21 protein-coding genes are annotated in these 25,082 nt (G+C 63.5%); 11 read left to right on the top strand and 10 right to left on the bottom strand.

All coding sequences use genetic code 11. The annotated features are described in order from the left end of the window. Positions 1-56: 56 nt before the first annotated feature. The 3 genes from B0G83_RS15165 to B0G83_RS15155 all read left to right on the top strand — a co-directional run bounded on the left by B0G83_RS15165 (position 57) and on the right by B0G83_RS15155 (position 4,347). Positions 57-1,379, top strand: coding sequence for a nitrate/nitrite transporter (locus B0G83_RS15165; RefSeq protein WP_374954913.1), 1,323 nt, complete (start codon positions 57-59; stop codon positions 1,377-1,379). After that, the gene (locus B0G83_RS15160; RefSeq protein WP_105508216.1) at positions 1,380-2,597 is read left to right on the top strand and encodes a mandelate racemase/muconate lactonizing enzyme family protein; all 1,218 of its coding nucleotides are present in this window, start codon (positions 1,380-1,382) and stop codon (positions 2,595-2,597) included. Between the two features lie 88 nt (positions 2,598-2,685). Then, complete coding sequence (locus B0G83_RS15155; protein ID WP_105508215.1) at positions 2,686-4,347, top strand: GMC family oxidoreductase; 1,662 nt, start codon at positions 2,686-2,688, stop codon at positions 4,345-4,347. Positions 4,348-4,449: 102 nt separating this feature from the next. Here the strand turns inward: B0G83_RS15155 and B0G83_RS15150 are convergent, their stop codons facing one another. From B0G83_RS15150 to tam, 3 genes are all read right to left on the bottom strand, one after another. Beyond that, positions 4,450-5,385, bottom strand: coding sequence for a LysR substrate-binding domain-containing protein (locus B0G83_RS15150; protein ID WP_105508214.1), 936 nt, complete (start codon positions 5,383-5,385; stop codon positions 4,450-4,452). 135 nt (positions 5,386-5,520) lie between these two features. Further along, positions 5,521-5,886 (bottom strand): hypothetical protein, encoded by a 366-nt coding sequence (locus tag B0G83_RS15145; RefSeq protein WP_105508523.1) that lies wholly within the window; start codon positions 5,884-5,886, stop codon positions 5,521-5,523. A gap of 220 nt (positions 5,887-6,106) precedes the next feature. Then, positions 6,107-6,883, bottom strand: coding sequence for a trans-aconitate 2-methyltransferase (gene tam, locus B0G83_RS15140; protein WP_105508213.1), 777 nt, complete (start codon positions 6,881-6,883; stop codon positions 6,107-6,109). 164 nt (positions 6,884-7,047) lie between these two features. Between tam and B0G83_RS15135 the strand changes: the two genes are divergently transcribed. Continuing rightward, positions 7,048-7,944: a LysR family transcriptional regulator gene (locus B0G83_RS15135; RefSeq protein ID WP_105508212.1), complete on the top strand. Its 897-nt coding sequence runs from the start codon at positions 7,048-7,050 to the stop codon at positions 7,942-7,944. Between the two features lie 16 nt (positions 7,945-7,960). Here the strand turns inward: B0G83_RS15135 and B0G83_RS15130 are convergent, their stop codons facing one another. The 3 genes from B0G83_RS15130 to B0G83_RS15120 all read right to left on the bottom strand — a co-directional run bounded on the left by B0G83_RS15130 (position 7,961) and on the right by B0G83_RS15120 (position 11,520). After that, positions 7,961-8,608 carry a GntR family transcriptional regulator gene (locus B0G83_RS15130; protein ID WP_105508211.1) on the bottom strand — a complete coding sequence of 216 codons (648 nt, stop codon included), beginning with the start codon at positions 8,606-8,608 and terminating at the stop codon, positions 7,961-7,963. A gap of 163 nt (positions 8,609-8,771) precedes the next feature. Continuing rightward, positions 8,772-10,130, bottom strand: coding sequence for an aspartate aminotransferase family protein (locus B0G83_RS15125; protein WP_105508210.1), 1,359 nt, complete (start codon positions 10,128-10,130; stop codon positions 8,772-8,774). Between the two features lie 40 nt (positions 10,131-10,170). Continuing rightward, entirely contained in the window at positions 10,171-11,520 is a 1,350-nt protein-coding gene (locus tag B0G83_RS15120; protein ID WP_105508209.1) for a glutamine synthetase family protein, read from the bottom strand. Positions 11,521-11,778: 258 nt separating this feature from the next. On the opposite strand from B0G83_RS15120, the gene B0G83_RS15115 reads away from it, so the two are divergent. The 3 genes from B0G83_RS15115 (at position 11,779) to B0G83_RS15105 (ending at position 13,739) form a co-directional block, all read left to right on the top strand. After that, entirely contained in the window at positions 11,779-12,402 is a 624-nt protein-coding gene (locus B0G83_RS15115) for a glutathione S-transferase family protein (RefSeq protein ID WP_105508208.1), read from the top strand. Positions 12,403-12,643: 241 nt separating this feature from the next. Further along, the gene (locus B0G83_RS15110; RefSeq protein ID WP_258167904.1) at positions 12,644-12,973 is read left to right on the top strand and encodes a hypothetical protein; all 330 of its coding nucleotides are present in this window, start codon (positions 12,644-12,646) and stop codon (positions 12,971-12,973) included. A 130-nt stretch (positions 12,974-13,103) separates the two neighbouring features. Beyond that, positions 13,104-13,739 (top strand): TetR/AcrR family transcriptional regulator, encoded by a 636-nt coding sequence (locus B0G83_RS15105; RefSeq protein WP_105508206.1) that lies wholly within the window; start codon positions 13,104-13,106, stop codon positions 13,737-13,739. Positions 13,740-13,969: 230 nt separating this feature from the next. On the opposite strand, the gene fabV is transcribed toward B0G83_RS15105, so the two are convergent. Then, a complete protein-coding gene (gene fabV, locus B0G83_RS15100) occupies positions 13,970-15,166 on the bottom strand; it encodes an enoyl-ACP reductase FabV (protein WP_105508205.1) in 1,197 nt (398 codons plus the stop codon). Between the two features lie 237 nt (positions 15,167-15,403). Between fabV and B0G83_RS15095 the strand changes: the two genes are divergently transcribed. Continuing rightward, positions 15,404-17,929, top strand: a complete 2,526-nt coding sequence (locus B0G83_RS15095) for a penicillin-binding protein 1A (RefSeq protein ID WP_105508204.1) — start codon at positions 15,404-15,406, stop codon at positions 17,927-17,929. Positions 17,930-17,966: 37 nt separating this feature from the next. On the opposite strand, the gene B0G83_RS15090 is transcribed toward B0G83_RS15095, so the two are convergent. Beyond that, complete coding sequence (locus tag B0G83_RS15090) at positions 17,967-19,832, bottom strand: glycoside hydrolase family 15 protein (RefSeq protein WP_105508203.1); 1,866 nt, start codon at positions 19,830-19,832, stop codon at positions 17,967-17,969. 353 nt (positions 19,833-20,185) lie between these two features. On the opposite strand from B0G83_RS15090, the gene B0G83_RS15080 reads away from it, so the two are divergent. Both B0G83_RS15080 and B0G83_RS15075 read left to right on the top strand, forming a co-directional pair. Then, the gene (locus tag B0G83_RS15080; RefSeq protein WP_105508201.1) at positions 20,186-20,566 is read left to right on the top strand and encodes a hypothetical protein; all 381 of its coding nucleotides are present in this window, start codon (positions 20,186-20,188) and stop codon (positions 20,564-20,566) included. A 391-nt stretch (positions 20,567-20,957) separates the two neighbouring features. After that, positions 20,958-22,589: a TIGR04222 domain-containing membrane protein gene (locus B0G83_RS15075; protein ID WP_258167903.1), complete on the top strand. Its 1,632-nt coding sequence runs from the start codon at positions 20,958-20,960 to the stop codon at positions 22,587-22,589. A gap of 36 nt (positions 22,590-22,625) precedes the next feature. On the opposite strand, the gene B0G83_RS15070 is transcribed toward B0G83_RS15075, so the two are convergent. Together B0G83_RS15070 and B0G83_RS15065 are read right to left on the bottom strand one after the other, a co-directional pair. Then, complete coding sequence (locus tag B0G83_RS15070; protein ID WP_105508200.1) at positions 22,626-23,558, bottom strand: phosphatidate cytidylyltransferase; 933 nt, start codon at positions 23,556-23,558, stop codon at positions 22,626-22,628. Positions 23,559-23,598: 40 nt separating this feature from the next. Continuing rightward, a complete protein-coding gene (locus B0G83_RS15065) occupies positions 23,599-24,228 on the bottom strand; it encodes a lysophospholipid acyltransferase family protein (protein WP_035550032.1) in 630 nt (209 codons plus the stop codon). Between the two features lie 240 nt (positions 24,229-24,468). Here B0G83_RS15065 and B0G83_RS15060 point away from each other — a divergent pair, with 240 nt between their 5' ends. Next, positions 24,469-25,065: a CDP-alcohol phosphatidyltransferase family protein gene (locus tag B0G83_RS15060; protein ID WP_105508199.1), complete on the top strand. Its 597-nt coding sequence runs from the start codon at positions 24,469-24,471 to the stop codon at positions 25,063-25,065. The last annotated feature ends 17 nt before the right edge of the window (positions 25,066-25,082 follow it).

The following is a 25,082-nucleotide window of genomic DNA, read 5'->3' as shown; positions in this document are numbered from 1 at the left end:
TAATTGGAGACCCGGCGGCCGCTCACGCCGGCACGGTGTCTCTGAGGAGCGCTCACGTGTCATCGCAACCCGTTCATAACGCCGCCTCGCTCGCTTCAAGCGACGTCGAAGCCGCCCTGCAAGCCAATAAAACGCAACGCTATATCCAGCTCATGCTGCTGGTGATCGCCGCCGGCGCGATCTATCCGATTCTCTATCTGCGGCAGGTGTATCAGCCGACGATGCTCGAAGTGTTCCACATTACCGATAGCCAGCTGGGCTATCTGTATTCGTCGCTGGGCACGATTTTTCTGCTGAGCTATCTGCCGAGCGGCTGGCTGGCCGACCGTATCGCACCGCGTCTGTTGATCTGCTTTTCGCTGATCGCAACCGGCGTGCTGGGCTTGTGGTATTCGACCGCGCCGTCGTTCCCGATGCTGATGCTGATCTTCGGCGGCTGGGGCTTGTCGACCGGTTTGACGTTCTGGGCCGCCGTCATCAAACGCGTGACGATGATTGCCGGCGCGCAGGAGCAGGGCCGTTTCTTCGGTTTGCTCGACGGTGGCCGCGGTTTGATCGAAGCGATGCTCGCGACCATTGCGATCTCGCTGTTCGCGTGGGTGACGCAGACCAAGGGCGCACCGGTCGCGGCCGGTTTCAAGCTGGTCGTCTATATGTACGCGATTCTGTGTATCGCACTGGGCGTGATTCTGGCGTTGGTCAAAGACCCGCAAGGCGCCGAGGATGCCGCGGCCAATCGCGCGTCGCGTCAACGCAGCAACGTGCTGGTCGATCTGAAAACGCTCGCGAAGATCCCCGAGCTGTGGCTGGTCGCGGCAATCGTGTTCTGCGGCTATCAGGTGTTCTGGGCCACCTACAGTTTTTCCGCTTATCTGCATGAAGGCGAGATCGGTCTGAGCGTCGTGATGGCCGGCACGATCACCACGCTCAAGCTGTGGATGCGGCCGATCGGCGGCATTGGCGGCGGCTTTCTCGGCGACCGTTATTCGAAGGTGTCGGTGCTGGTGATCGCGCTGTTTCTTGCCGCGCTGTCGCTGCTCGGCCTGATGGCGGCGCCGCGCATTTCGAGCCACGTGCTGCTGGTGTTCCTCGTGCTGTTCATCGGCATTCTGACGTACGCGATTCGCGGCCTCTACTGGTCGCTGCTGGACCGCTGCAATATTCCGGTCACCACGATGGGTCTGGCGATCGGCCTGATCTCCGTGCTCGGTTATTCGCCGGACGTGTTTCTGCCGCTCATCAACGGCTATCTGACGCAGAACTTCCCGGGCGTCTTCGGCTATCAACTGTATTTCGGCTATGTGGCCGCCATGGCGGCGCTCGGTGGGTTTGCCGGGCTCGCGCTGAGAAACATGCTTAACAGAAAAGAGGGTGCGTAAATGAAAGTTGTCTCGCTCGAAACGCATATCGTCGCCGTCCCGCCGCCGCACGTGGGCGGCATGTACTGGATCTTCGTCAAGCTCAAGACCGATTGCGGGATTGAAGGCGTCGGCGAAATCTATTCGGCGACGTTTCATCCGAAGGCGATGACCGCCATCATCGACGATGTATTCGGCCGCTATCTGCTCGATAAGGACCCGCATCATATCGAGCGGCTCTGGCGCGAAGCGTATTCGAGCGGTTTCACGCAGCGCCCCGATCTGACGATGATGGGCGTGGTCAGCGGCCTCGAAATGGCGTGCTGGGACATTATCGGCAAGGCGGCCAACAAGCCGGTGTACGAGTTGCTGGGCGGCATGGTGAATCAGCGTCTGCGCTCGTACACGTATCTGTATCCGAAGAACAGCCGCGGCGAGTACGACTACGACGATCCCGATCTCGCGGCCGAATGCGCGCTCGAGAACGTGAAGCGCGGCTTCACCGCGGTCAAGTTCGATCCGGCGGGACCGTACACCGCATATTCGGGCCATCAACTGTCGATGGAAGTGCTGGACCGTTGCGAGACGTTCTGCCGGCGCGTGCGCGAAGCCGTGGGCAGCAAGGCCGATCTGCTGTTCGGCACGCATGGGCAGATGGTGCCGTCGTCGGCGATCCGGCTGGCCAGGCGACTCGAAAAATACGACCCGTTGTGGTTCGAAGAACCGGTGCCGCCGGGCCAGGAAGGCGCGATGGCGCAGGTCGCCCAGCACACCAGCATTCCGATCGCGGCCGGCGAACGCCTGACCACCAAGTACGAGTTCTTCAAGCTGCTCGAAGCGGGTGCCGCGTCGATTCTGCAACTGAACGTGGCACGCGTGGGCGGTCTGCTCGAAGCGAAGAAAGTCGCGACGCTGGCCGAGGTGTATTACGCGCAGATCGCACCGCATCTGTACAACGGGCCGATCGGCGCGGCGGCCAGCATTCAGCTCGCGACCTGCACGCCGAACTTCCTGATTCAGGAAAGCATCGGCACTTGGGACGGCTTCCATGCGGCGGTGCTGAAAAAGCCGATTCAATGGGAAGACGGTTACATCATTCCGTCGCAGGAACCGGGCCTCGGCGTCGAGTTGAACATGGACGTCGTCAGGCAGCACACGCCGTACACCGGCGAGCGTCTGCATCTGCAGATGGCCGCGCAACCCGCCGACGTGAAAGACCTCGCGCCGGCCAAGGGTTGAAGCGGTGTTAAGCGGCAAAAGTGGTTACGCCTCGGTTGAACGTGGCATCAGTATTCAATGGATTGGGCGCCGTCTGGCGACATAGAGCATGAACTACGATTACATCATCGTCGGCGCGGGTTCGGCGGGCTGCATTCTCGCCAATCGCCTGTCGGCGTCGGGCCAATATTCGGTGCTGCTGCTGGAAGCGGGCGGCAAGGACAGCTCGTTCTGGTTCAAGATTCCGGTGGGTTTCACCAAGACGTATTACAACGAAACCTACAACTGGATGTACTACAGCGAGCCCGAAAAGGAACTCGACAACCGGCCGATTTATTGTCCGCGCGGCAAGGTGCAGGGCGGTTCGGGCTCGATCAACGCGATGATTTACGTGCGCGGCCAGCCGCATGATTTCGACGACTGGGCCGCGGCGGGCAACCCAGGCTGGGCGTTTCGCGACGTGCTGCCGGTTTTCCGCAAGCTCGAATCGCATCCGCTCGGCAACACGGAATATCACGGCGCGGACGGTCCGATCCGTATTTCGCCGATGAAAGACGACGTGCACCCGATTTGCCACGTGTTCCTGAAGGGCTGCGACCAGGCCGGTTACCAGCGCAGCGACGACTTCAACGGTGCGAACTTCGAAGGCGCTGGCATTTATGACGTGAATACGCGTAACGGTCAGCGTTCGTCGAGCAGCTTCGAGTATCTGCATCCGGTGCTGTCGCGCAAAAACCTGACGGTCGAGCGTGAAGTACTCGTGAGCCGCGTGCTATTCGACGGCAATCAGCGCGCGATCGGCGTGAGCGTCACGCAAAACGGCGCGGCGCGGCAATTCACGGCGAACCGTGAAGTGATTCTGTCGGCAGGCGCGGTCGATTCACCGAAGCTGCTGCAATTGTCCGGCGTGGGCGACAGCGCGTTGCTCGCTCGGCATCGTATCGCGATGGTCAAGGAGCTGCCCGCCGTGGGTCGGAACCTGCAGGACCATCTGTGCGTTAGCTTCTATTACCGCGCGAATATGAAGACGCTGAACGACGAGATGCGGCCGCTGCTCGGCAAGCTGAAACTCGGTCTGCAGTATCTGCTGACGCGTAAAGGGCCGCTCGCGATGAGCGTGAACCAGTCGGGCGGTTTCTTCAAAGGCAACGAACAGGAGACGCAGCCGAATCTGCAGCTCTACTTCAACCCGCTGTCGTATCGCATTCCGAAGAGCAACAAGGCGAGCCTCGAACCGGAACCGTATTCGGGTTTCCTGCTGGCCTTCAATCCGTGCCGTCCGACCAGCCGCGGTTCGATCGAGATCGCCTCGAACCGCGCCGAAGATGCCGCAAAGATTCGCATCAACGCGCTGACCACGGAGAAGGACATCGACGAGGTGATCCAGGGTTGCGAACTGGTGCGCCAGGTGATGGCGGCGCCGGCGCTGAAGGCGATCACGGTCGAGGAAATCTCGCCCGGGCCGCAGGTGAATACGCGTGAAGGCTTTCTGCAGTACTTCCGCGAGCAGTCGGGTTCGATCTATCACCTGTGCGGTTCGTGCGCGATGGGCGACGATCCGAGTACCTCGGTGGTCGATGCGCGTTTGCGCGTGCATGGCATGGCGGGTCTGCGGGTGGTGGATGCGTCGATCTTTCCGAACATCACATCCGGCAATATCAATGCGCCGACCATGATGGTCGCGGAAAAGGGCGCCGAGATGATTCTCGAAGATGCGGCGCATGAAGCCGCGCATCGACCCAAGGCCGCGGAGTTGGCTGCCGCGGCTTGAGCGCTGACGGGTTATCGTCTTCAACGCAATAAAAAGCCGCGCCGATACGCAACGTATCGGCGCGGCTTTTCCATGTCCGCTCGCGCGGCACTATCGTGCGGATCAAAGCGTGTCGCCCAGCGGCGCCGACTCCGACGAATCGAGCGCCATGCCGCTCAGCCAGATTTCCTGTTGCAGCCAGTCGCGAAACAACGCCACGTGGGGTAAATCGTCTTGCCCCTGGCGCGTGACGAACCAGTACGACTGGTGGCCATCCACATGCACGTTCAGCACCGGCACGAGCAGGCCTTCCGCGAGTTCGCGGCCGATCATGTGGCGATCGGCGATCGTGACGCCGAGCCCGTCGATCGCCGCGCGAATCGCGTGGTCGAGCAGATCGAATTCATAGCCGCCGCTGGTGTCGACATTGTCGATGCCCGCCGCCTTCAGCCAATGCTGCCACGTGAGATACCGCTGATCGGCGCTGGCGAGCACATGCAGCAGCGTGAACTGGTTCAGGTCGAGCGCTGCGCGGCCCGCCTGACGTGCGAGCAAACCCGGCGCGCAGACGGCGATGTGCCGCTCGTTCATCAGCAGACGATTGTCGAAACCTTCCCATTCGCCGTTGCCGAAGCGGATCGCGCAGTCGAGCACGCCGGACTCCGCGAGGTTGTCGTCGATGCGGGTCGACAGGCTCAGTTCGAGATGCGGATAGGCGTCGCGCAGGCGCCCCAGACGCGGCATTAGCCAGCGGCTCGTGAACGTGGGCGGGGCGTTGATGCGCAGACGGTTGCGGTGGGTTTTATCCTGCAGGCTGCGCACGGTGAGTTCGATGCGGTCGAACGAGTGTTGCAACGCTTGCAGCAGGATACGGCCGGCGGCCGAGAGCTCCAGATGGTGATGATGACGTTGCAGTAACGTCTCGCCCAGTTGCGTTTCCAGTTGCCGGACCTGCCGGCTGACCGCGCTCTGGGTCACGTTCAGCAATTCCGCGGCGCGGGTGAAGCTGCCCGTGCGGCCGGCGACTTCGAAGGCTTTGAGCGCGTTCAGCGCGGGCATTTTGCGTTTCAAGGTGTTCGACCGGGGACGTGGCGCGCGACGGCGCGGTGCCCCGGTATTTTAGCCGCTTGCCCGCGCGCTGCCTCGAACAGACCAGACAGACCAGACAGGCCAGATAGCCAAACCCGCCAACCCCTAATCCGCCACCCGCCGATCGGCAAGCGCGCTCTGACAATCCGCAAAAACCTGCCGAACGAGCCTGGCCTGAGGATCCAGCTCATCGGTATCAAGAATTTCCTCGACCGCATCCCGAGCCCAATCGGCCTCGACAAACCCGGCATGCCGCCTCGCAATCTCAACCGCGGTAGCGGACAACCTGGCAATACTCAGCCAATCCGCCTCGCGCGAGCGCCGGTCGAGCCACTTGTGCGCGGCCTGCACATGAAACGCCGCGTCGGGCCAATCTTCATTCAGGTAATAAGCGCCAAGACTCCCGCATGTGAGCCAGCACAACAGCTCAAGACGGTCACGTGGACTCAGATGGTGGCGTACATCACTCATGGCGACGCTCGCTGCGGTAATAGGCAGGTCAGTGAGAACGGCAACCACCGTCCTCCGCTTTCACTGAACAATATCACGCAGAATTCGCGCGCGGCAACGTCTGACGTATCCTGGCGCACCTTTCCCATCAGCGCGTCATGTCGCGCCAGCCCAACCGCGCGGAATCGACCGCCAGCACGCAATTTCGTCGCGCCGTCGAACCGCGCGCAACCCCGCAAACCTAGCGCGTGGCGACGACAAAAAGCCGCGGAAACGGCAGCAACACCGTGCCATCGTCCAACGCGGGATACGCCCGCGCGATCTCGTCCCGATAGCGCTGCAGAAACGCCGGCTCGTCGGCGTCGTCGAGCCTGGCCAGAAACGGCCTCAGCGCGCTTCCCTTGAACCACTCGACCACCGCATCCGCGCCGCCCGTCAGCGGATGATGGTAGACGGTGCGCCATACGTCGACCCGCGCGCACAACGGCTTGAGCAGCGAGTAATACCAGGCCGCGCCATGCCGCATGGTGCGTTCGACGCCGGCCAGCTTCGACGCCCACGGCCCATCGAGCGCGATTTCGCGCAGCAGACGGTGCGCCGGTTCGTCGAGATTGTCCGGCATCTGCACCGCGAGGCTGCCGCCCGCCGCGAGTTTCGTCACCAGCGACGGAAACAGCCGCTCGTGGTCGGGCACCCATTGCAGCACGGCATTGGCGAGAATCAGGTCGTACGGTCCCGGCGCTTCCCAGGTGGAAATGTCGACGACGTCGAACTGGAATTGCGGCAGACGTTTGCGCGCCGCCGCGACCATGTCGGTGGAACTGTCGAGGCCGCTGACCGCCGCGCCCGGCAGACGCGCGGCCAGCGCTTCAGTGGAATTGCCGGGCCCGCAGCCGATGTCGACCGCTACCCGGACGTCGGTGGCCGGCACCGCCGCCAGCAGATCCTTCACCGGACGCGTACGCTCGTTTTCGAACAGCACGTACTGTTTCGCATACCAATCCGTCGTCGATGTCATGTGACGCTCCTCTGTGTTCGTGGGTGTTGGTGAGTGTGCGATAGCGGAATCCGGTCGTCACCGGCCCCGTGTGGGATATCTTGAACCGATCCGATGCGGCTATTCTCGGCGGCGTCGTGGGCGGAGTAAAATGAATTTATCTTCCCGATTCCTTCATTTTTCTAATGAAAATCGACACGCTCGGTGTTCAGGCTTTCGTCGCGATTGCGGATCGCGGCAGCTTTCAAAGCGCGGCCGATTCGCTGCACGTCACGCAAACGGCCATTACGCAGCGTTTGCGTAAGCTCGAAACCTTTCTCGGCGTCACGCTGATCGAACGGACCACGCGCTCCATGGCGCTGACGGAAATCGGCCGCGGTTTTCTGCCGCAAGCGCGACGCCTGCTTGGTGAACTCGCCGACGCGCTAGTCGAAATTCGCGAAACCGGCGTGGCGCGTCGCGGCGATGTCTCGATCGCCTGCGTGCCGACCGTCGGCGTGCAATATTTGCCGCGCATTCTGCAAGCGTATTCCGCGCGCTATCCGCATAACCGCATCAAGATTCTCGATCACGCGTCGTCGGCGGTGGAGGCGGCGGTGCTGCGCCGGGAGGTCGAGTTCGGCATCAATATCGCGCGCGATCATCATCCGGATCTGGCGAGCGTGCCGTTGACCGAAGACCGCTACGTGCTGATTTGCCATCAGGATCATCCGCTCGCGAAACGGCGGCGCCTCGCGTGGCGGCAGTTGCAATCGCATCCGCTGATCTTTGCCGGCGAGGTGAGCGGCAACCGCGCGTTGCTCGACGTCGCGCTGGCGACCAGCGAGTTGGCCTTGCGCTCGTTCTACGAAGTGCAGCGCAGTTCGACCGCGGTGGGGTTGGTTGCGCAAGGGGTGGGCGCCGCCGTGGTGCCGGCGCTAGCGTTGCAGAAGGGCGCCTATCCCACGGTTCGGACCGTCGAGCTCACGCATCCGGTCGTGTCGCGCACGCTGGTTCTCGTCGCGCGCAAAACCGCGCAGTTGTCGCCGGCGGCGCAGGCGCTGTACGACATGATTCTCGAACAGGCCACGCTGAAGGCCTGAATCGGCGGACTCGCCGCTAGTCGCACTGCTCGCGCAAACAGCGCGCGGCGTGGTTCAAGTCGCGCTCGATTGCCCGGCGCGCACCGGCGGCATCGCGCGCGGTCGCGGCGCTCAGGAGTTCGTCGTGGGCGTCGTTGAGCGTGCCGGCAAAGTGCGCGTCGTCGAACAGCAGATTCGAAATCGGCCCGACCTGCAGCCACACCGTTTCGATCAACTCGAGCAGCAGCGGCGAGCCGGCCGCCCGGTACAGGATCAGGTGGAATGCTTCGTTGGCGTCGAGATAGCCTTTGGTGTCGGTCGTGCGTAGCGCGTCGGCCATTTGCGTGTTCAGATGCGCCAGCGTTGCCAGGTCGTGTGGCTCGAGATGCGGCACGCCCAGTTCGGCGGCCTGACCTTCGAGAATCAGGCGCACACGCAGCACGTCGTCGAATTGCGCCTTGGACAGCCGCGGCACCGTGACGCCGCAATTGGGCACGTTGACCAACGCCGATTCGGCCGCGAGCCGCTGCAGCGCGGCGCGCACCGGCATTTCTCCGACGCCGAGTTCCGCCGCCACGTGACGGATCTTGATGCGCTCGCCCGGCACGAAGCGGCCGATCGTCAGCCATTGCCGTAGCGTGTCGTAGGTCTGGTCCTGCAGCGTCTGGTGAAGCGAAGTTTTCATAAAGCTCGTGGCGCGCGCTGTGGGGCGGGTGCGGGAAAAGGCCGGCGGTTTAGCGTTGCGGGCCGTTGTGCGACTCGTGTGGTTCTCGTGCTTCGTACGCCTGTTAGACGAGCCTCGTTACCCGACGCTGCGTGGCTCCGCATGAAAGCATACCCGGCGCTTATCACACCAATTCGCCCAGGCACTCGTCGAATGCGCCGACGAGCCGCTCCACGTCGTGCAACGACGTGCCCGGGCACACCAGAATCATGTTGTGAAACGGCGTAATCAGCACGCCACGATTGAGCAGGTACAGGTGCACGATCTGCTCCAGTTCGGGGTCGAGTTGCCGTCCGGCTTCGGTGCCGTTGCGTGGCGGCTGCGGCGCGAACTGGAATTCGCTGCGCGCGCCCACTCGCGTCACGCACCAGCCGAGCCCGTGCCGCGCGATCACTTGCCGAAGTCCGCTCTCGATGCGCTCGGCGAGCGCGAACATATGCGCGTAGGCGGTGTCTGTCATCACCTCGGCGAGTGTGGCGCGGATCGCGCTCATGGCCAGCATGTTCGCGGTCAGCGTGGTGCCGATGCCCGAGTGACCCGGCGGCGCGTCGCGTTTGGCGCGCTGCGCGCGTTCGGCCAACTCCGCGCTAAAGCCATAGACCGCGCACGGAAAACCGCCGCCCACCGGCTTGCCGAGTACGAACAGGTCGGGTTCGAGCCCATGCGCTTGCGTATAACCGCCCGGCCCGCAACTGATGGTGTGCGTCTCGTCGATCGCGAGCAAGGTGCCGTAGCGTCGCATCAACGCCCGGGCTTGCCGCCAGTAGTCCGGCTCCGGCAGCACCATGCCGATGTTGGTCAGCGCCGGCTCGGCGAGCACGCAGGCGACGTCGCCGTCTTTCAGCGCGTTCTCCAGCGCGGCGAGGTCGTTGAATTCGATCACGCGGGTCGCTTCGAGCAGGTCATGCACCTGGCCGATCAGACTGCCGCGCTGCGCCGCTTTGCCGTCGACGAGGTCGACGAACACGTCGTCCACCGTGCCGTGATAACAGCCGTTGAAAATGACGATCTGTTTCCGGCCGGTCGCCGCGCGCGCCCAGCGCAACGCGAAGCGGTTGGCGTCGCTCGCCGTCATCGCGAACTGCCAGTACGGTAGCCCGAAGCGCCGCGCGAGTTCTTCGCCGACCCACGCGGCGTCTTCGCCCGGCAGCATCGTGGTCAGGCCGCGCGCGGCCTGGGTGGCCAGCGCGCGCGCCACGGGCGGCGGCGAATGGCCGAACATCGCGCCGGTGTCGCCGAGGCAGAAGTCGGCGTAGCGGTGGCCGTCCGCGTCGGTGAACGACGCGCCGCGCGCTTCGTCCACGTAAAGCGAGAAGGGCGTGGACCAGTCGTTCATCCAGTGCAGCGGCACGCCGAACAGCAGATGGCGCGCCGCGCGTTCGGACAGCGCGCGCGACTTCGGCATGGCCTCGACAAACGCTTGACGCTCGCGCTGGGCAAGTGCCTGCGCCCGCGCCCAATTGATGCCGTGACGGGTATTCAAGGGTGGACTCTCCAGTGAGGGTTTCAGGCGCGGCCCGCGTTCAGACGAGCAGTTGCAGATGCTCGCGCTCCCACGCGGTGATGCCTTGCGAGAAGGTCTCGAATTCTTTTTCCTTCACCGAGCAATAGGCGTGCACGAAACTTTCGCCCAATATCGCGGCGAGTTCGGTGCATTTCATGAGCGCCTTGAGCGCGTCTTCCAGGCCGCGCGGCAATTCGTATTCGAGGTCATAGGCGCTTTCGACCATTGGCGCCGAGGCCTCCTGCTGCTCGACCATGCCGAGATAGCCGCAGGCGAGGGTGGCGGCCATGGCCAGATACGGGTTCACGTCGACGCCGGGGACGCGGTTCTCGAGCCGCCTGCCGTCGGCGTCGGCGTTCGGCACGCGGATGCCGCAGGTGCGGTTGTCGTAGCCCCAGCGCACGTTGATTGGCGCGGCGGTGAAGCGCGACAGGCGCCGGTACGAATTCACGTACGGTGCGAACATCGGCATGGCTTGCGGCATGTACTTCTGCAACCCGCCGATGTAATTGAAGAACAGCGGACTCGCCGAGCCGTCTGGCTGCGAAAAGATATTCCGGCCGCTTTCACGATCGACGATGCTCTGATGAATATGCATCGCGCTCCCCGGTTCCTGCTCCATCGGCTTGGCCATGAAAGTGGCGAAAATGCCGTGCCGGTACGCGGTCTCGCGCACCGCGCGTTTGAACAGGAACACGCGATCGGCGAGATCGAGCGCGTCGCCGTGCGAAAAATTGATCTCCATCTGCCCGGCGCCGACTTCATGCACGAGCGTCTCGACGCCGAGCCGCGTCATTTCGCAAAAACGCGACAGATCCTGGAAGAACGGATCGAATTCGTTGACCGCGTCGATCGAAAACGACTGGCGGCCCGCCTCGTGGCGACCCGCGCGGCCGAGCGGCGGGCGCAGCGGTTCGTGCGGATTCTTGTTCTGCGCGATCAGATAGAACTCCATCTCCGGCGCCACCACCGGCCGCCAGCCGCGCTCCTCATACAGCTTCAGCACGCGCCGCAACACCGCGCGCGGCGAGATGCCGATCGGCTGGCCGTCGAGCCCGACGCAATCGTGAATCACCACCGCGACCTGTTCGATCGCCCACGGCACGAGCCGGACTGTGTTCGGATCGGGGATGCAAACCATGTCGGGATCGCTCGGCCCGACAAAGCGCTCGAAATCCGCGAACTCGCCGTTGACGGTGATCATCAGCAGCGCGTTCGACATGTGCATCTTGCCCTGTGCGAGGAACAGGTTCTTCGGCACGATCTTGCCGCGTGCGACGCCCGTCATGTCCGGTATCACGCATTCCACTTCATGGATTCGGTGACGCTCCAGAAATTCGCGCAGGTCGTCGCGTAGGTCGCTTGGCAAGGTGGACTCCAGTCGGTTGATTAAGGCGGCGCGACGCGCGGCCCGGTCGGGAAGCTGGGTTTTTTTGCATGATGAGATTTGATCAAATCATCGCATGGTTTTTGGGTTTTGGGTGGATCGCTCCGCAGGGTGCTGGCGTGGGCGCCTTGATCGGCTTGGGTTTTGCCGCGCGTTGATGGATTGCGTCGCGCTGGCCTGGCGGGTGGCTTGCGAACTGTCCCTGTCGTGGATGGCAAATCACCGCTACGCTTTGAACCCATGCTAAAAATACTCGGTAAGACCTCATCGATTAATGTCCGCAAGGTGCTGTGGACTTGCGCCGAACTCGCCTTGGCGTTCGAACAGGAAGACTGGGGTTCCGGCTTCCGCGCCACCGACGCACAGGAATTTCTCGCTCTGAATCCCCATGCAATGGTCCCGGTGATTCAGGACGGCGAGTTCGTGTTGTGGGAATCGAACTCGATCATCCGTTACCTTGCCGGCCGCTATCACGGCGAGTCGTTGTACCCAACGGATCCGTGCGACCGCGCGCGTTGCGACCAGTGGATCGACTGGCAGGCGAGCGAATTGAACCGCGCGTGGAGTTACGCGTTTCTGGCGCTCGTCAGGCAGTCGCCGCTGCATCAAGACCCGCGGCAGATCGAACTGTCGCGTGCGAACTGGGCACGGCAGATGGGACGGGTCGACCAGCAACTGGCGCGGACGGGCGGGTATATCGCCGGGCCGTCGTTTTCGCTTGCCGATATTCCGATCGCGCTGTCGATCAACCGCTGGCTGGAGACGCCGTTACGACATGACGATTTTCCCGCGGTCACGGCCTATATGGCGCGCCTTGCCGCACGCGAGGGTTACCGCAGGTATTGCCGGAACGGCACGCCTTAAGGTGCGCAAACGTCGTACGGGGGGACGGTTTGCTGTTTGTCTCGTCCTCTCATTCGAGGCCTGAGCGCAGGTCTCGGTAGGGTTCCAACGGGCGGAGCGCGACTTTCCGGCGCTTACGGAAACCCAATGTAATGCTTGCAAAATCCTCCCTATGGCAGTCATCTGCGCGGTGGGACCCGGCTCGCCTACAATGGCCGCTTTTGCGACATAGCCTGAAGGTTCAACGATGCGGGTATCGACATTGGCGCTGGCACTGCTGACAGCGTGTTTCACTCTCAACGCGAACGCCGAGATGACGGCCGCCCAATACCGGAAATGGGCTCACACGGATAACAACTCGGTCTACGCGGCCTACATTACCGGCACGATCAACGCGCTGGGTTGGGCGAACGGCGACCTGGTCGCGAAGAAACGCGCGCCGCTGTTTTGTCCGCCGACCGACCTTGCCATCGGCAACCAGAACGTCTACCCGTTGCTCGACGAGTTCTTCACCAATCATCCTGGTATTTCCGATGATTTTCCGGTCGGTCTGGCGATCCTTCGTTCACTGCAGGCGGCGTTTCCCTGTTGATGTCCGGGCGCTGCGCGCGCCGGCCGCGATGCGCTGGGGTTCCAGTCGAGCGCTAAGTGGTTGACCGGATTTCACGAAAACAGGTCTAGAATACGAGCGATCACTCACGTTTCAAACTCGTGCTTCAGCCATGACTAAATCCACCGCGGCGCAGCGTCTGAAACCCCGTAAAGCACCGGTTCAGCGGCGTTCGGCGCAGACCGTCGAAGCCGTGCTCGAAGCGGCCGCTCGCATTCTGGAGACGCAGGGGCTCGTTGCCTGCACGACCAATGCGGTCGCCGAGCGTGCCGGCGTCAGCATCGGCTCGCTGTATCAGTACTTCCCGAATCGCGACGCGTTGACGGTGGCGCTGATCGAGCGCGAGACGGCGCAGTTGGTCGTGGACATCGAGGCAGCGGCGTTAGTGGAGAGTTCGCGAGACTGCGTGCAGGCGCTGGTGCGCGCGGCGGTCGCGCATCAGATGCGCCGGCCGGCGCTGGCGCGCGTGATCGATTTCGAGGAGCGCAGGTTGCCGCTCGGCGAACGTAGTCGACGGCTGACGGATCTGGTTGATGCCGTGCTGACGAGTGCGTTGACGGAGAAACGGGACGCGCCCGAGTTAGACGACACGGCTCTGGTTGCGCATGATTTGCTGGCGATCGTGCATGGCATGGTCGACGCCGCAGGGCAGCGCGATGAGCGTGATGCGGCTGCGCTGGAGGCGCGAGTGATGCGCGCGGTGGACGGGTATGTGGCGCAGTCGCGGCGGGTAAGAGAGGGTGATTGACCGAATGCGGATTGTGGGTGGCTATTCCCGTTTGATTGCGATGCCGACATTTCCACCGTGAGATTTGGAACGCCTGGCTGTTCTACGGAAGGCGCAGTCGAGCATCGATTTCAACGTCTCTCAGCTTGATCAACGGCTGTCAAAGCGCTTCACCAACAAAAGCAGCCGAACGGGGGCGGTTACGCATCGCAATACATTGCCTCGCAACACGCTTACCACCCCCATCTTAATCAGGCCTGCACGAGGCCCGGAATCGCCACATCCGGATTCACGTCCGCCTCGTAATCCACGCCCGCGATCTCGAAGCCGAACAAACGCAAAAAGTCCGTCTTATAGCCGCTGAAATCCGTGAGTTCGTAGATATTGTCGTTCGTCACCTGACCCCACAGCGCCTGCACGCGCGCCTGCACGTCCGGATCGAGTTCCTTGTAATCCGCGCGCAAACGGCCTTCGTCGTCGAGGTGCGGCGCCGCGCCGTACAGGCTGTCCTTGTAGAGGCCGTACACCTGCTCGATGCAGCCCTCGTGCGTGCCTTTCTCCTTCATGACCTTGAAGAGCAGCGACAGATACAGCGGCATCATCGGAATCGCGGAACTGGCCTGCGTGACGACCGCCTTCAGCACGGCAACGCGCGCATCGCCGCCGTGGGCCGCGAGCTTTTCGCGAATGCCGAGCACCTTCTGGTCGAGGTCTTTCTTGGCCGCGCCAATCGAACCGTTCCAGTAGATGTCGTGCGTGATCTTCTCGCCCAGGTAGGTGAACGCCGTGGTCTTCGCGCCGTCGGCGAGCACGCCGGCTTCGAGCAGCGCGTCGATCCACATCTGCCAGTCTTCGCCGCCCATTACCGCGACGGTGTCGTCGATCTCAGCCTGGGTGGCGGGTTCGAGGACGGTTTCCTTGATGACTTCCTTGTCCGTGTCGATGCCGCGGAACGTCACGGACTTGCCGATCGGCTTCAGCGTGGAGCTGAACACGTCGCCGCTCGTCGGATGCTTGCGCTTCGGCGCGGCGAGGCTGTAGACCACCAGATCGACCTGGCCGAGGTCGCGCTTGATGACTTCGATCGTGCGTTGCTTGACTTCGTCGGAGAACGCGTCGCCATTGATACTCGTCGCATACAGGCCTTGCGCCGTGGCGAATTGCTCGAAGGCGGCGGTGTTGTACCAGCCTGCCGTGCCGGCCTTGGTTTCGCTGCCGGGGCGCTCGAAGAACACGCCGAGCGTGGCGGCGTCGGCGCCGAACGCGGCGCTGATGCGGGCGGCCAGGCCGTAACCGGTGGATGCGCCGATCACGAGCACCTTCTTCGGGCCGTTGGCGATGGGGCCGCGTGCCTTGACGTAGTCGATCTGTTCGCGGACGTTGGCTTCGCAGCCGGTCGGATGGGTCGAAACACAGATGAAGCCACGCACGCGCGGTTTGATGATCATGAAGCACCTCTTGTCGGAATTGCCGACATTATAGTGGGCCGCGATTGTTTGCCGGTGCGCCCCCTGTGCGCCACCGTTCGCGGCCAGCCAAAGCGGGCCAAGGCCGGCCGATACCGGCCGCGGCGAGCCGCAACACGCCACCGCGCGCCTCACGGTCGCCCCCGAAAACCGCAAAAATCCAGCCGCCGCCCAGCGTCTTGGTAGGATTGCGCCTTTCCCAGCCGACGGTAAGTTAGATTGACGCGCCTGATCACCCCCCTCCTGGCGGCCTTGGACAAAGGCCTTACCCGAGTGAACGTGCCTATCGCGCGGGCCATGTGGCATGTGCGCCATCCGACCCGGCGCGGCCTCGCGTGGGCCCTTGCGGGCAGTCCGCTGCTGCTGGTGCTGTATGTGCTCGTGCTGATCCCGTTCACGCCCAGCATCGGCGATATCCGCAAGGCCAAGATCGAGCAGCCGGCGCAGATTCTGTCGGCGGACGGCAAGCTGCTGGCCGAATTCAAGCCGTCCAACCGCGAGTGGGTCAAGCTCAAGGACATTTCACCGAACGTGGTGAACGCGCTGATCGCCACCGAAGATCACCGTTTCTACCAGCATTGGGGTCTCGACTGGCGCCGCACGGCGTCGGCCGCGCTGCATACGTTTTCCGGCGACCGCCAGGGCGGCTCGACGATCACGCAGCAGCTCGCGCGCAATCTCTATCCGGATGAAATCGGCCGCGCGCCGACGCTGACCCGCAAGATCAAGGAAGCGATCACGGCCTTCAAGATCGAGGCGCTCTACACGAAAGACGAGATTCTCGAGACCTACCTGAACACGGTGCCGTTCCTCTATAACGCGTACGGCATCGAAATGGCGGCGCGCACCTATTTCGACAAATCGGCGTCCGACCTGACCGTGCTGGAGAGCGCGACGCTCACCGGCATGCTCAAGGGCAATAGCTACTACAACCCGGTGCTGAATCCCGAGCGCGCATTGCAGCGGCGCAATACGGTGCTGGGTCAAATGGTGAAGTACGGCAAGCTGACGCCCGCCGCCTATCAGACGCTGCAGCGCAAGCCGTTGCGGATCGATTTCGAGCGTCAGACCGAGCCGCCCGGTCCCGCGCCGCACTTCGCGCAGCAGTTGCGCAAGTGGCTCGCCGCGTGGGCCGATCGCAACGACTACAACCTCTATGCCGACGGCCTCGTGGTGCGCACCACGATCGATTCGCGTCTGCAGACCATGGCCACCCAGGCGGTGACGCTGCAGGGCAACCAGTTGCAAGGCATCGCCAACTCGGCATGGGGGGCGCGTTCAGGCTGCTCGAACGGCCGCGATCTGCTGCAAACCTTTCTACGCGAAACGCCGGAGTACCAGACCGCGAAAAGCACCGGCCTGAGCGATGAAGATGCATTGAAACGCGTGTCGTCCGACCGCGGCTTCGTGCAGTCGCTGTGCGAAGCCAAGACCCGCGTGCAGGCCGATTTCCTGGCGATGGACCCGCGCAACGGCCAGATCCGGGCATGGGTCGGCAGTCGCGACTTCACCCAGGACCCGTTCGACCACGTGCAGCAGGCGCGTCGCCAGCCGGGGTCGACCTTCAAGCCGTTCGTCTACGCGGCCGCCTTCGAAGCCGGCGCCAAACCGAGCGATACGTTCGTCGACAAACCCGTCGAAATCCAGTTGGCCGGCGGCGAAGTCTGGCGCCCGAACGACGAGGACGAGCCGAGCGATCGCGCGATCAGCCTGCGCGACGGCCTGGCGTATTCGCGCAACCGCATCACGGCACAACTGATGGAAACGGTCGGCCCGAACAAGGTCGCACGACTCGCCCGCGCGATGGGCGTGCGCGACAGCGAACTGGATCCGGTGCCGTCGCTTGCGCTGGGCACGAGCCCGGTGACGCTGAAGGAAATGGTCTCGGCTTACGGCACGATCGCCAACCTCGGCGGCTACGTGGAGCCGGTCATGGTCACGCGCATCGAAAACCGTAAGGGCGACGTGCTGGCCGAGTTCGCGCCGGTGTCGCCGAAACAGGAACTGCCCGCCGACGCCGACCGCATGCTGATCGACATCATGCGCGACGTCGTGAATCGCGGCACCGGGTCGAGTATTCGGAGCCGCTTCGGCGTGCGCGGCGATGTCGCGGGTAAGACGGGCACCACGCAGGGCAATGCGGACGGCTGGTTCATCCTGATTCATCCGCAACTCGTGGCGGGTGCGTGGGTCGGCTTCAACGACAGCCGCGTGACCTTGCGCAGCGACTACTGGGGGCAGGGAGCGCATAGCGCGCTGCCGATCGTCGGCGACTTCTTCCAGCGCGCGCAGCGCTCGAAGCTGGTGGACAGCCGCGTGAAGTTCGCAACGGAACAGGAACCGGGCTGGTTTGCCGAGCGCACCGGGCGCTTGCGCGACTGGTTCGAGCAGCTGTTCCCGTCGTCCGGGAAGCCCGAGGCGCCGGTCGTGACGCGCAATGCGACGCGTCGTGCGCCGGCCGCCGCGACAGGGGAGGCGGGGGCTTCGACGGCGGCGTCTTCCTTGGCGTCTTCGGCTGTTGCCGCGTCGGCGGCTTCCGTTGCCGTTGCCGAACCGCGCGCATTGCCGCCGTTGCTGGGCTTGCCCGCATCGGCGCCCGTGGCGGCAAGCGGGCCGGTCGACGGCGAAGCGCGCGGCAATGGCGAAGCCGCCTCGTCGCCGACCCCCACGCCGGACGATATCGGTTCACCGGACGCGGGCGGTGCGCCGGCCGGTGCGGCGTCGAGCGGCAACGCTTCGCCTTGACGTAACGACCGTAACGACCGTAACGACCGCATCGCCCTCAAGTCCACGGCACGTGGACCTTGTCCAGATTGCGGTCGAGCTGATAGGCGGCGCTGATCAGCGCGAGGTGCGTCAAGGCCTGTGGAAAATTACCGAGGGCCTCGCCGCTGGTCGCGACTTCCTCGGAGAACAGGCCGACGTGATTTGCGTACGCAAGCATCTTCTCGAACACCAGGCGGCCCGCGTCGACGCGCCCGGCGCGCGCCAGCGCTTCGGCATACCAGAACGAACAGGCGCTGAAGCCGCCTTCCACACCGGGCAGGCCGTCGAGCGTGGCGCCCCGCGTGTAGCGGAAGATCAACGGATCGACCTGCAATTCGCGGCCAATCGCGTCGAGAGTGCTTAGCCAGCGCGGATCGGTCGGACCGATAAAGCGCACGAGCGGCATCATCAATGCGGATGCATCCAGCGTCGCCGAGTCCGGCGTCTGCACGAACGCGTGCAGGTCCTCGTTCCAGAAGCGGTCATGGATATCGCGGTGAATCGCATCGCGGGTCTCGAACCAGCGCTTGAGCGGGGCGGGCAGCGAGCGCTTTTCCGCGAGCCTTAAAGCACGATCCACGGTGACCCAGCACATCAGTCGCGAATGCAGCAGCGCCCGTCTGCCATTGCGAAATTCCCAGATACCGTGATCCGGTTCGCGCCAATGTGCGACCACGTAGTCGACGGTGCGCGTGACGTCGCGCCAGCCGTCGTAAGAGATCGCGGCGCCGTACTTGTTGTACAGATAGACCGCGTCGAGCAACGCACCGTACACATCGAGCTGGGTCTGGTCGCGCGCGGCGTTGCCGGTCAGCGGCGCACCGTGCGAGCCGTCGGTGAGGCCGATGGCTTCGGTTTCCTCGGGCGGCCTCTGACCGTCGATGGTGTACATCACGTTCAGGGAGCCGTCCGAATCGCAATGACGGCTGCGCTCGGCGATCCATTTCATGAAGTGCCGCGCTTCGCCGGTATAGCCGAGGCGCAGCAGCGCATACACGGAAAACGCCGCGTCGCGGATCCATGTGAAGCGATAGTCCCAGCGGCGCGAACCGTCCTGCGCTTCGGCCAGGCCGAAAGTCGGCGCGGCTACGATCGCGCCATATTCGCGTGAACTCAACAGTTTGAGCGTCAGCGCGGAGCGCATCACCACTTCACGATAGCGGCCGCGATACGTGGACTGCGCCGACCAGGCTTGCCAGTAACGGATCGTGCCGCTCAGCACCGTGTCGCAATCGAAGGTCTTCTCGCGCAACGCCGCGGCGTCGCCGAACGCGAAGCCTGCCGACTCGCCGTCATGCAGTTCGAATTCGGTCTGCGCGGTGCGTTCGTCGACGGACAGCGGCACGCTGCTATTCAGCCGCAGTTGCAAGCTGCCGTCGAGCGCGTGGAATTCCACCGCGCCTTCTTCGCGATGCAGCGTGTGGTCGCCGCGCGCGTAGTCGAAGCGCGGCGCGCATCGCAGTCTGAGCGTCATGCGTCCGTGCACCATCCGTACGACGCGAATCACGCAGTTCGGCAGCGGCGCGGCGGCTTCGGCGTCGCCAGCGGGACGATCTTCGGGCACCGGCATGAAGTCGAGCAGTTCGCATACGCCGTCGCGCGTCATGAAGCGGGTCAGCAGGACGTTGGTGTCCGGCAGGTACATCTGCTTGACGTTGACGTTGACGGCGTCGAGGGCGGGTTCGATCGAGAACGCGCCGCCGCGCTCCGGGTCGAGCAGACCGGCGAAAATCGCCGGCGAGTCGATGCGGGGGAAGCACATGAAGTCGATCGCGCCGCGCAGCGATACCAGCGCGGTTGTCGTCATGTTGCCGATCATGCCGCGGGCGTCGGCGGGCAGTGTCGGTGCCAGTCCTGGTGGAATGGATCGCTGATCGGCCATGTCTGCGCGCTCCGCGGAAAGCTACGATGCGATCCTCCAGCAAACCCTGTGCCGCGGGGTGATTCACGGGCGCTTTTGGCGCGCCGCGCCGGCGTCGCCGGCAAGCATTTCGGCGGAGTTCGGCATTCGGTTTTCAACTCTCGGCTTTCAACTCTCGACTTTCAACTCTCGGCTTTCAACGACACAAGCCAGCACGGCGTGCGCAGTTCGCCGTTCCGCCTGCAACTGCGCTTACATCCAGTGACATTGTTAAGCCGCTCGCAACAGTGTTTTCAGTCGGTGAGGCTGATCTTCGTCGCGTGATTGCGGATAATTTGATCCTCGATGAACCGGCTAAAAAGTGCAGGTGATATATGTTCAAAACGGTCCCGGACCGGCGCCCCGAACGACCGGCGGCGTCCGTTGCGATTGGCGGGCGTGCTTCGCGGGCGGCGTCTTCCAGCGGCTGGCGCGCGCTGATCGCCGCCGCGCTCGCGTGCGCGAGTCTGGTGGGTTGCGCGTCGGCAAGCGACGTCGTCGCCACGGACAAACCCAACACCTACACGGTGGCCGCCAGCGCAACCGGCGGCCGGATGGCTTGGGCGCGCGCGCACGAGCACGCCATGACCGAGGCGCGCGACTACTGCGAGCGTCGCGGCATGCTGACCAGCGTCAACACGGAAAGCGTCAGCGGCGTGCAGATGCTGACCGAGCATGGGTCGTCGGTTAATTTCGAGTGCCATCCGAAGTTCTGATCGCGTATTCACCGTCCTTGCGGCGAAATCAATAAAAGCAACGCGGCGACGGTTTTCCAGTTTCGCGAAGGGTATTTATTTCGTGCCGCTGTAATACCGCTCGCTCGACGAGCGCGCTTCGGAAATCGGATCATTTCTCAGGCGTGAGCATGCCTTGAACGCCATCGTTGAAACGCTATACACACAGCGTTCCGCTCGATTAGAATCCAATGCGATTAACCGACTGCAAAAACGGCACGCTCATTTCAGTTTAAATGGGCGGCCATTTTCCAACAGTTCGGCGCTTGTTCGTCGAATGATTGCGCCGCGCGATTTTTACCGATCCATGCGCCGATATTCAAACCCTTCGTCGGCGGCCGTCACGCCGTCAGCCACACGGTCGCCGCAGCCCATGAGCGCCGCCCAGCAGGCGCTGATCGAACGGCTCGATGCCTATTCGCTCGACGCGCCGAACGTCGCGCTGCCGTACAGCGTGCGTCTTGCGCAGCGGGAAGGCTGGTCGCGCGACCATACGGCCGAGGTGATCGCCGAATACAAGCGCTTCACGCTGCTCGCGGTGACGACGGGGCAGGTCGCAACGCCGTCTAAAGCGGTGGATGCCGCGTGGCATCTGCACCTTGAATACACCCGCGAATACTGGGACGTGTTTTGCGCCCAGGTGCTGCGCGCGCCACTGCATCACACGCCGGGCAACGGCGCGCCCGGCGAGGCCGAGACTTACGCGCGGGCGTATGCGCAAACGCTCGACGACTACCGGCGTTTGTTCGGTGCGGAGCCGCCCGTGGCGGTTTGGCCGCGTTTGCCGTCGCTGGCCGACAACGCCGCGCGGATTGCGCAGCCGGACGAGGCAAGCTCACACAAGGCGCACGCCAAGCACAAAGCGCAGAGGCAGCACACAGAGCACACAGCGCACAACGATCACGTCATCACCCGTCTGGCGCGCCGCTGGAACGCCTACCGCGCACGTCGTTTGCCGCTCGGCGGGTTGGCATTGTTCACTGCCACCGTTGCCACTTGCGCCTACGCGGGCGACTTCACCACGCTCGACTTCAACGTCCTGAATTACGCGGGACGAGACTTTCTGCGGTTCTATCTCGCCCTGTGTTTCGGCGTTCTGCTGCTGATCTACTGGGCGCAGAAATTCGAACACCGTCGGCGCGCGTGGGGCATCCACGGCGCACCCACCCTGATCCGCGCGATGACGCCCGACCAGGCCGCGTTCCTCACCGGCGGCGTGCAACGCATGGCCCGCGTCGCGACACTCGCGCTGATCGATGCCGGCGCGATCAGCTTCTCGCCTTACCCAAGCAGAAAACCCTCCGTGAAGGCCGAGAACATCGCCATGGCGGGCCGTTATGCGTCGGCGTGGCAATGGTTGCGGGCGAGACAAGACGGCCGGGCCGACTACGTGGCGTTCCGCGCGCAATTGATGCAGCAGGAAAAATCGTTCGACGCCGAGTTGGTCGAATGCGGCTGGCTATGGAAACGTGGCGGCATGCGCGGCTTGCTGTTCGTCGCGCGTGTGCTGGCGCTGTGCGTGGCGATGCTCGGCTTTGCGAAGATTTGCGTCGGCATGAGCCGGGACCGGCCGGTCATGCTGCTGGTGATCGGCGTGATCCTGTTTGCAATCGCTTATGTGATCGTCATGAAACGGCTACCGGGCCTGGGCCGCGGCGGCCCGACGAAGGGCGGCCAGCAAGCGCTTGCCGAGTGCCGCGCGCGGTATGCGGCGGCGGGGAGTCAGGCGGGTCAGCAGAACCAGTCCGCCCCGGCCCGCGAGCAGAACGCATCGAACGACGCGGAGGTATCCGACGCCTTGCTGTGGCGCACGGCGCTGCTCGGCGTCGGCGCGCTGTCGGGCACTGCGTGGGCCACGTACGCGCGCGCGCTCAACGTGCCGGCGGTCGTCAGCAGCAGTAGCGGTTCCGGCGGCGGCATCGACAGCAGCAGTTGCAGTTCGAGCAGTTGCAGCAGCTCCAGCAGTTGCAGTTCAAGCAGCTGCGGTGGTTGCTCGAACAACTAAGCCGCAACCCGGCGCCAGCTAAACCGCGCCAGTTCCTCAATTCACATACAGATACCGCACCAGGTGAAAAAACACCGGTGCGGCAAAGCAGATCGAATCGACCCGATCGAGCGCACCGCCGTGTCCGGCAATCATCGACCCCCAGTCTTTCGCGCCGAGCGAGCGTTTAACGGCAGACAGCACCAGTCCGCCGACGAACCCCGCCAGCACGATAGCGAGCGACATCAGAAACGCCGCGCCGAAACTGAACGGCGTGATCCGATATAGCGCCGCCCCGGATAGCGTGGCGAGCAGGCCGCCGCCGATAAACCCTTCGACGGTTTTCGACGGACTCAACTTCGGCGCGATCTTGCGCTTGCCGAACAGTTTGCCGACCACGTACTGGAACACGTCGCTGATCTGCACCACCAGCAGAAAGAAGAACAGCAGCAGCGCGTTTTCGCCCTGATAGCGGGGAATATCCAGAATCAGCAGCGCGGGCGCGTGACTCAGGCCATACACGCATACCATCAGCGCCCAATGAATCTTCGAGCTACGGCTCAGGAATTCATGCGTGTCCTGCGTGAGCGCCGACACTAGCGACAAGGTGATGAAGAGATGCACCGGCACGAAGATCGAGAACATGCCGTACCAGTTCACCCACAGCAGCAGGTACTGCACCGGAATCGCGATGAAGAAACAGATAAACAGCGTGGTGTGATCGCTCGGCGAGGTGGGCGTCAGCGTGATGAACTCACGCAGCGCCATATACGACACGAAGGCGAACACGATATAAGTGGCGGTCGGTCCCAGGCCGATCGCGATTGCCATGATCGCGATCATTCCCCACCACGCGCGAATGCGCTGGTTCAGATTGGCAATCGTCGTGCTGCGGCCGCCGTCGCGCCAGGCGAGCAGGCCGCCGATCACCGAAGCGATCGCCAGAAAGCCGGTCAGGCCGGCCACGAGTTCCCAGAACGCGGTTCTCATCGTGTGTGTTTCCCCGTTGTTGTTTTGCGAGTCCCGTCAATCAATCCGCGTGACGGACCGGCGAAAGTTCGACGATGCGCTCCCGCGCGCGCTGCAGAAAATCCGCCTTGGGTTCGTTGTCGGCCAGCGTGATCGTCGCGCCGAAATGCACCTTGCAGATCAGCGGCACCGGCCAGATCGCGCCCTTGGGCATGATGCGCTGCAGGTTCTCGAGATAGACCGGGCACAACTCGACCGTTGGAAACTCGCCGGCGAGCCGGTACAGGCCACTTTTGAACGCCTGCGGCAAGGCCTCGGCGCTGCGTGTGCCTTCCGGAAAAATAATGATCGAATAGCCGAGCCGCAACGCTTCGCGCACGGGCTCCAGCGGATCGCCGTCGCCTTCCTTCTTGCGGTCGATCAGCACCACGTTGAGCAGGTTATTGGCGATATGCACCTTGGCCTTGCCGCGCTCCCAATAGTCGCGCGCCGCGACCGGCCGCACCTGTGAACGCAACTCGCCCGGCAGCGCGGCGAGAATCGCCAGCGTGTCGACGTGGCTGGTGTGATTGGAGAAATAGATTTTCTGCGTGGCGTTCGGTGTGCCGTGATGCCAGACCGGATAAGCGCCTGCGACGAGACGCACCACACCCAGCAGACAATCGCGTTGCCATGCGTGCCAGATACTCATTGAATCCGACTCATTGATTGCGCCATTCTGAACGCCGGTGGTGTTTCGGTCGCGGCATTATGACGATTTTTCCCACCGATCACCACATCGATTTAGAGAGCAGGGCGATTCTTGACCTTTCCTCCCATTTAAATGACGATGTCGCTGTTTCTAATCGCTCGAAAAAATAGGCTCGGGACAATTCCGTTTCCGGATAATGGGTGTATGGGCCGGTCAACCCGCTTGAACTGTTAAATAAATATGAGCGTCTACGCACTCAAACCGAAGTTCCAGAATCTGCTGCGGCCTTTGGTGCGCCAACTCGCGCGCGTCGGTGTAACGGCCAACCAGGTCACGGTGACCGCGGCGCTCGGCTCGATCGTGGTGGGCGCGCTGGTGGCCACGGGCTTTTACCGGCTCTTTCTGCTGATTCCGGTCTGGCTGTTCCTGCGCATGGCGCTGAATGCAATCGACGGCATGCTGGCGCGTGAATTCGGCCAGAAGAGCGCGCTCGGTGCCTATCTGAACGAGTTAGGCGACGTGATTTCCGACATCGCTCTCGTTTTACCGTTTCTGGTCATTCCCGCATTCAATGCCGCGGATATCTGGGCGTTCGCGCTGGCCGCCGCGGTAGTCGAATGCGCGGGGTTGATCGGCCCGCTGGCGGGCGCCACGCGCCGCTACGACGGCCCGCTCGGCAAGAGCGATCGCGCGGTGGTGATCGGCGCGTTCGCCCTGTGGATCGGCCTCGGCCTGACGGTTGCGCCGTGGGCCGCGTGGCTGTGGCGCGCGCTGGTCGTGCTGGCGCTCGTGACGATTGGCCAACGGGTGCGCAACGGGGTGGCCGAGGCGCGCTGAACCGGAAACCCGGCGGG

Origin of the sequence: Paraburkholderia sp. BL21I4N1 (genome assembly GCF_002973525.1) — a bacterium.
Classification (GTDB): domain Bacteria; phylum Pseudomonadota; class Gammaproteobacteria; order Burkholderiales; family Burkholderiaceae; genus Paraburkholderia.
The sequence above is the reverse complement of the archived record's forward strand: the minus strand, read 5'-3'. Positions and strand labels throughout refer to the sequence as shown.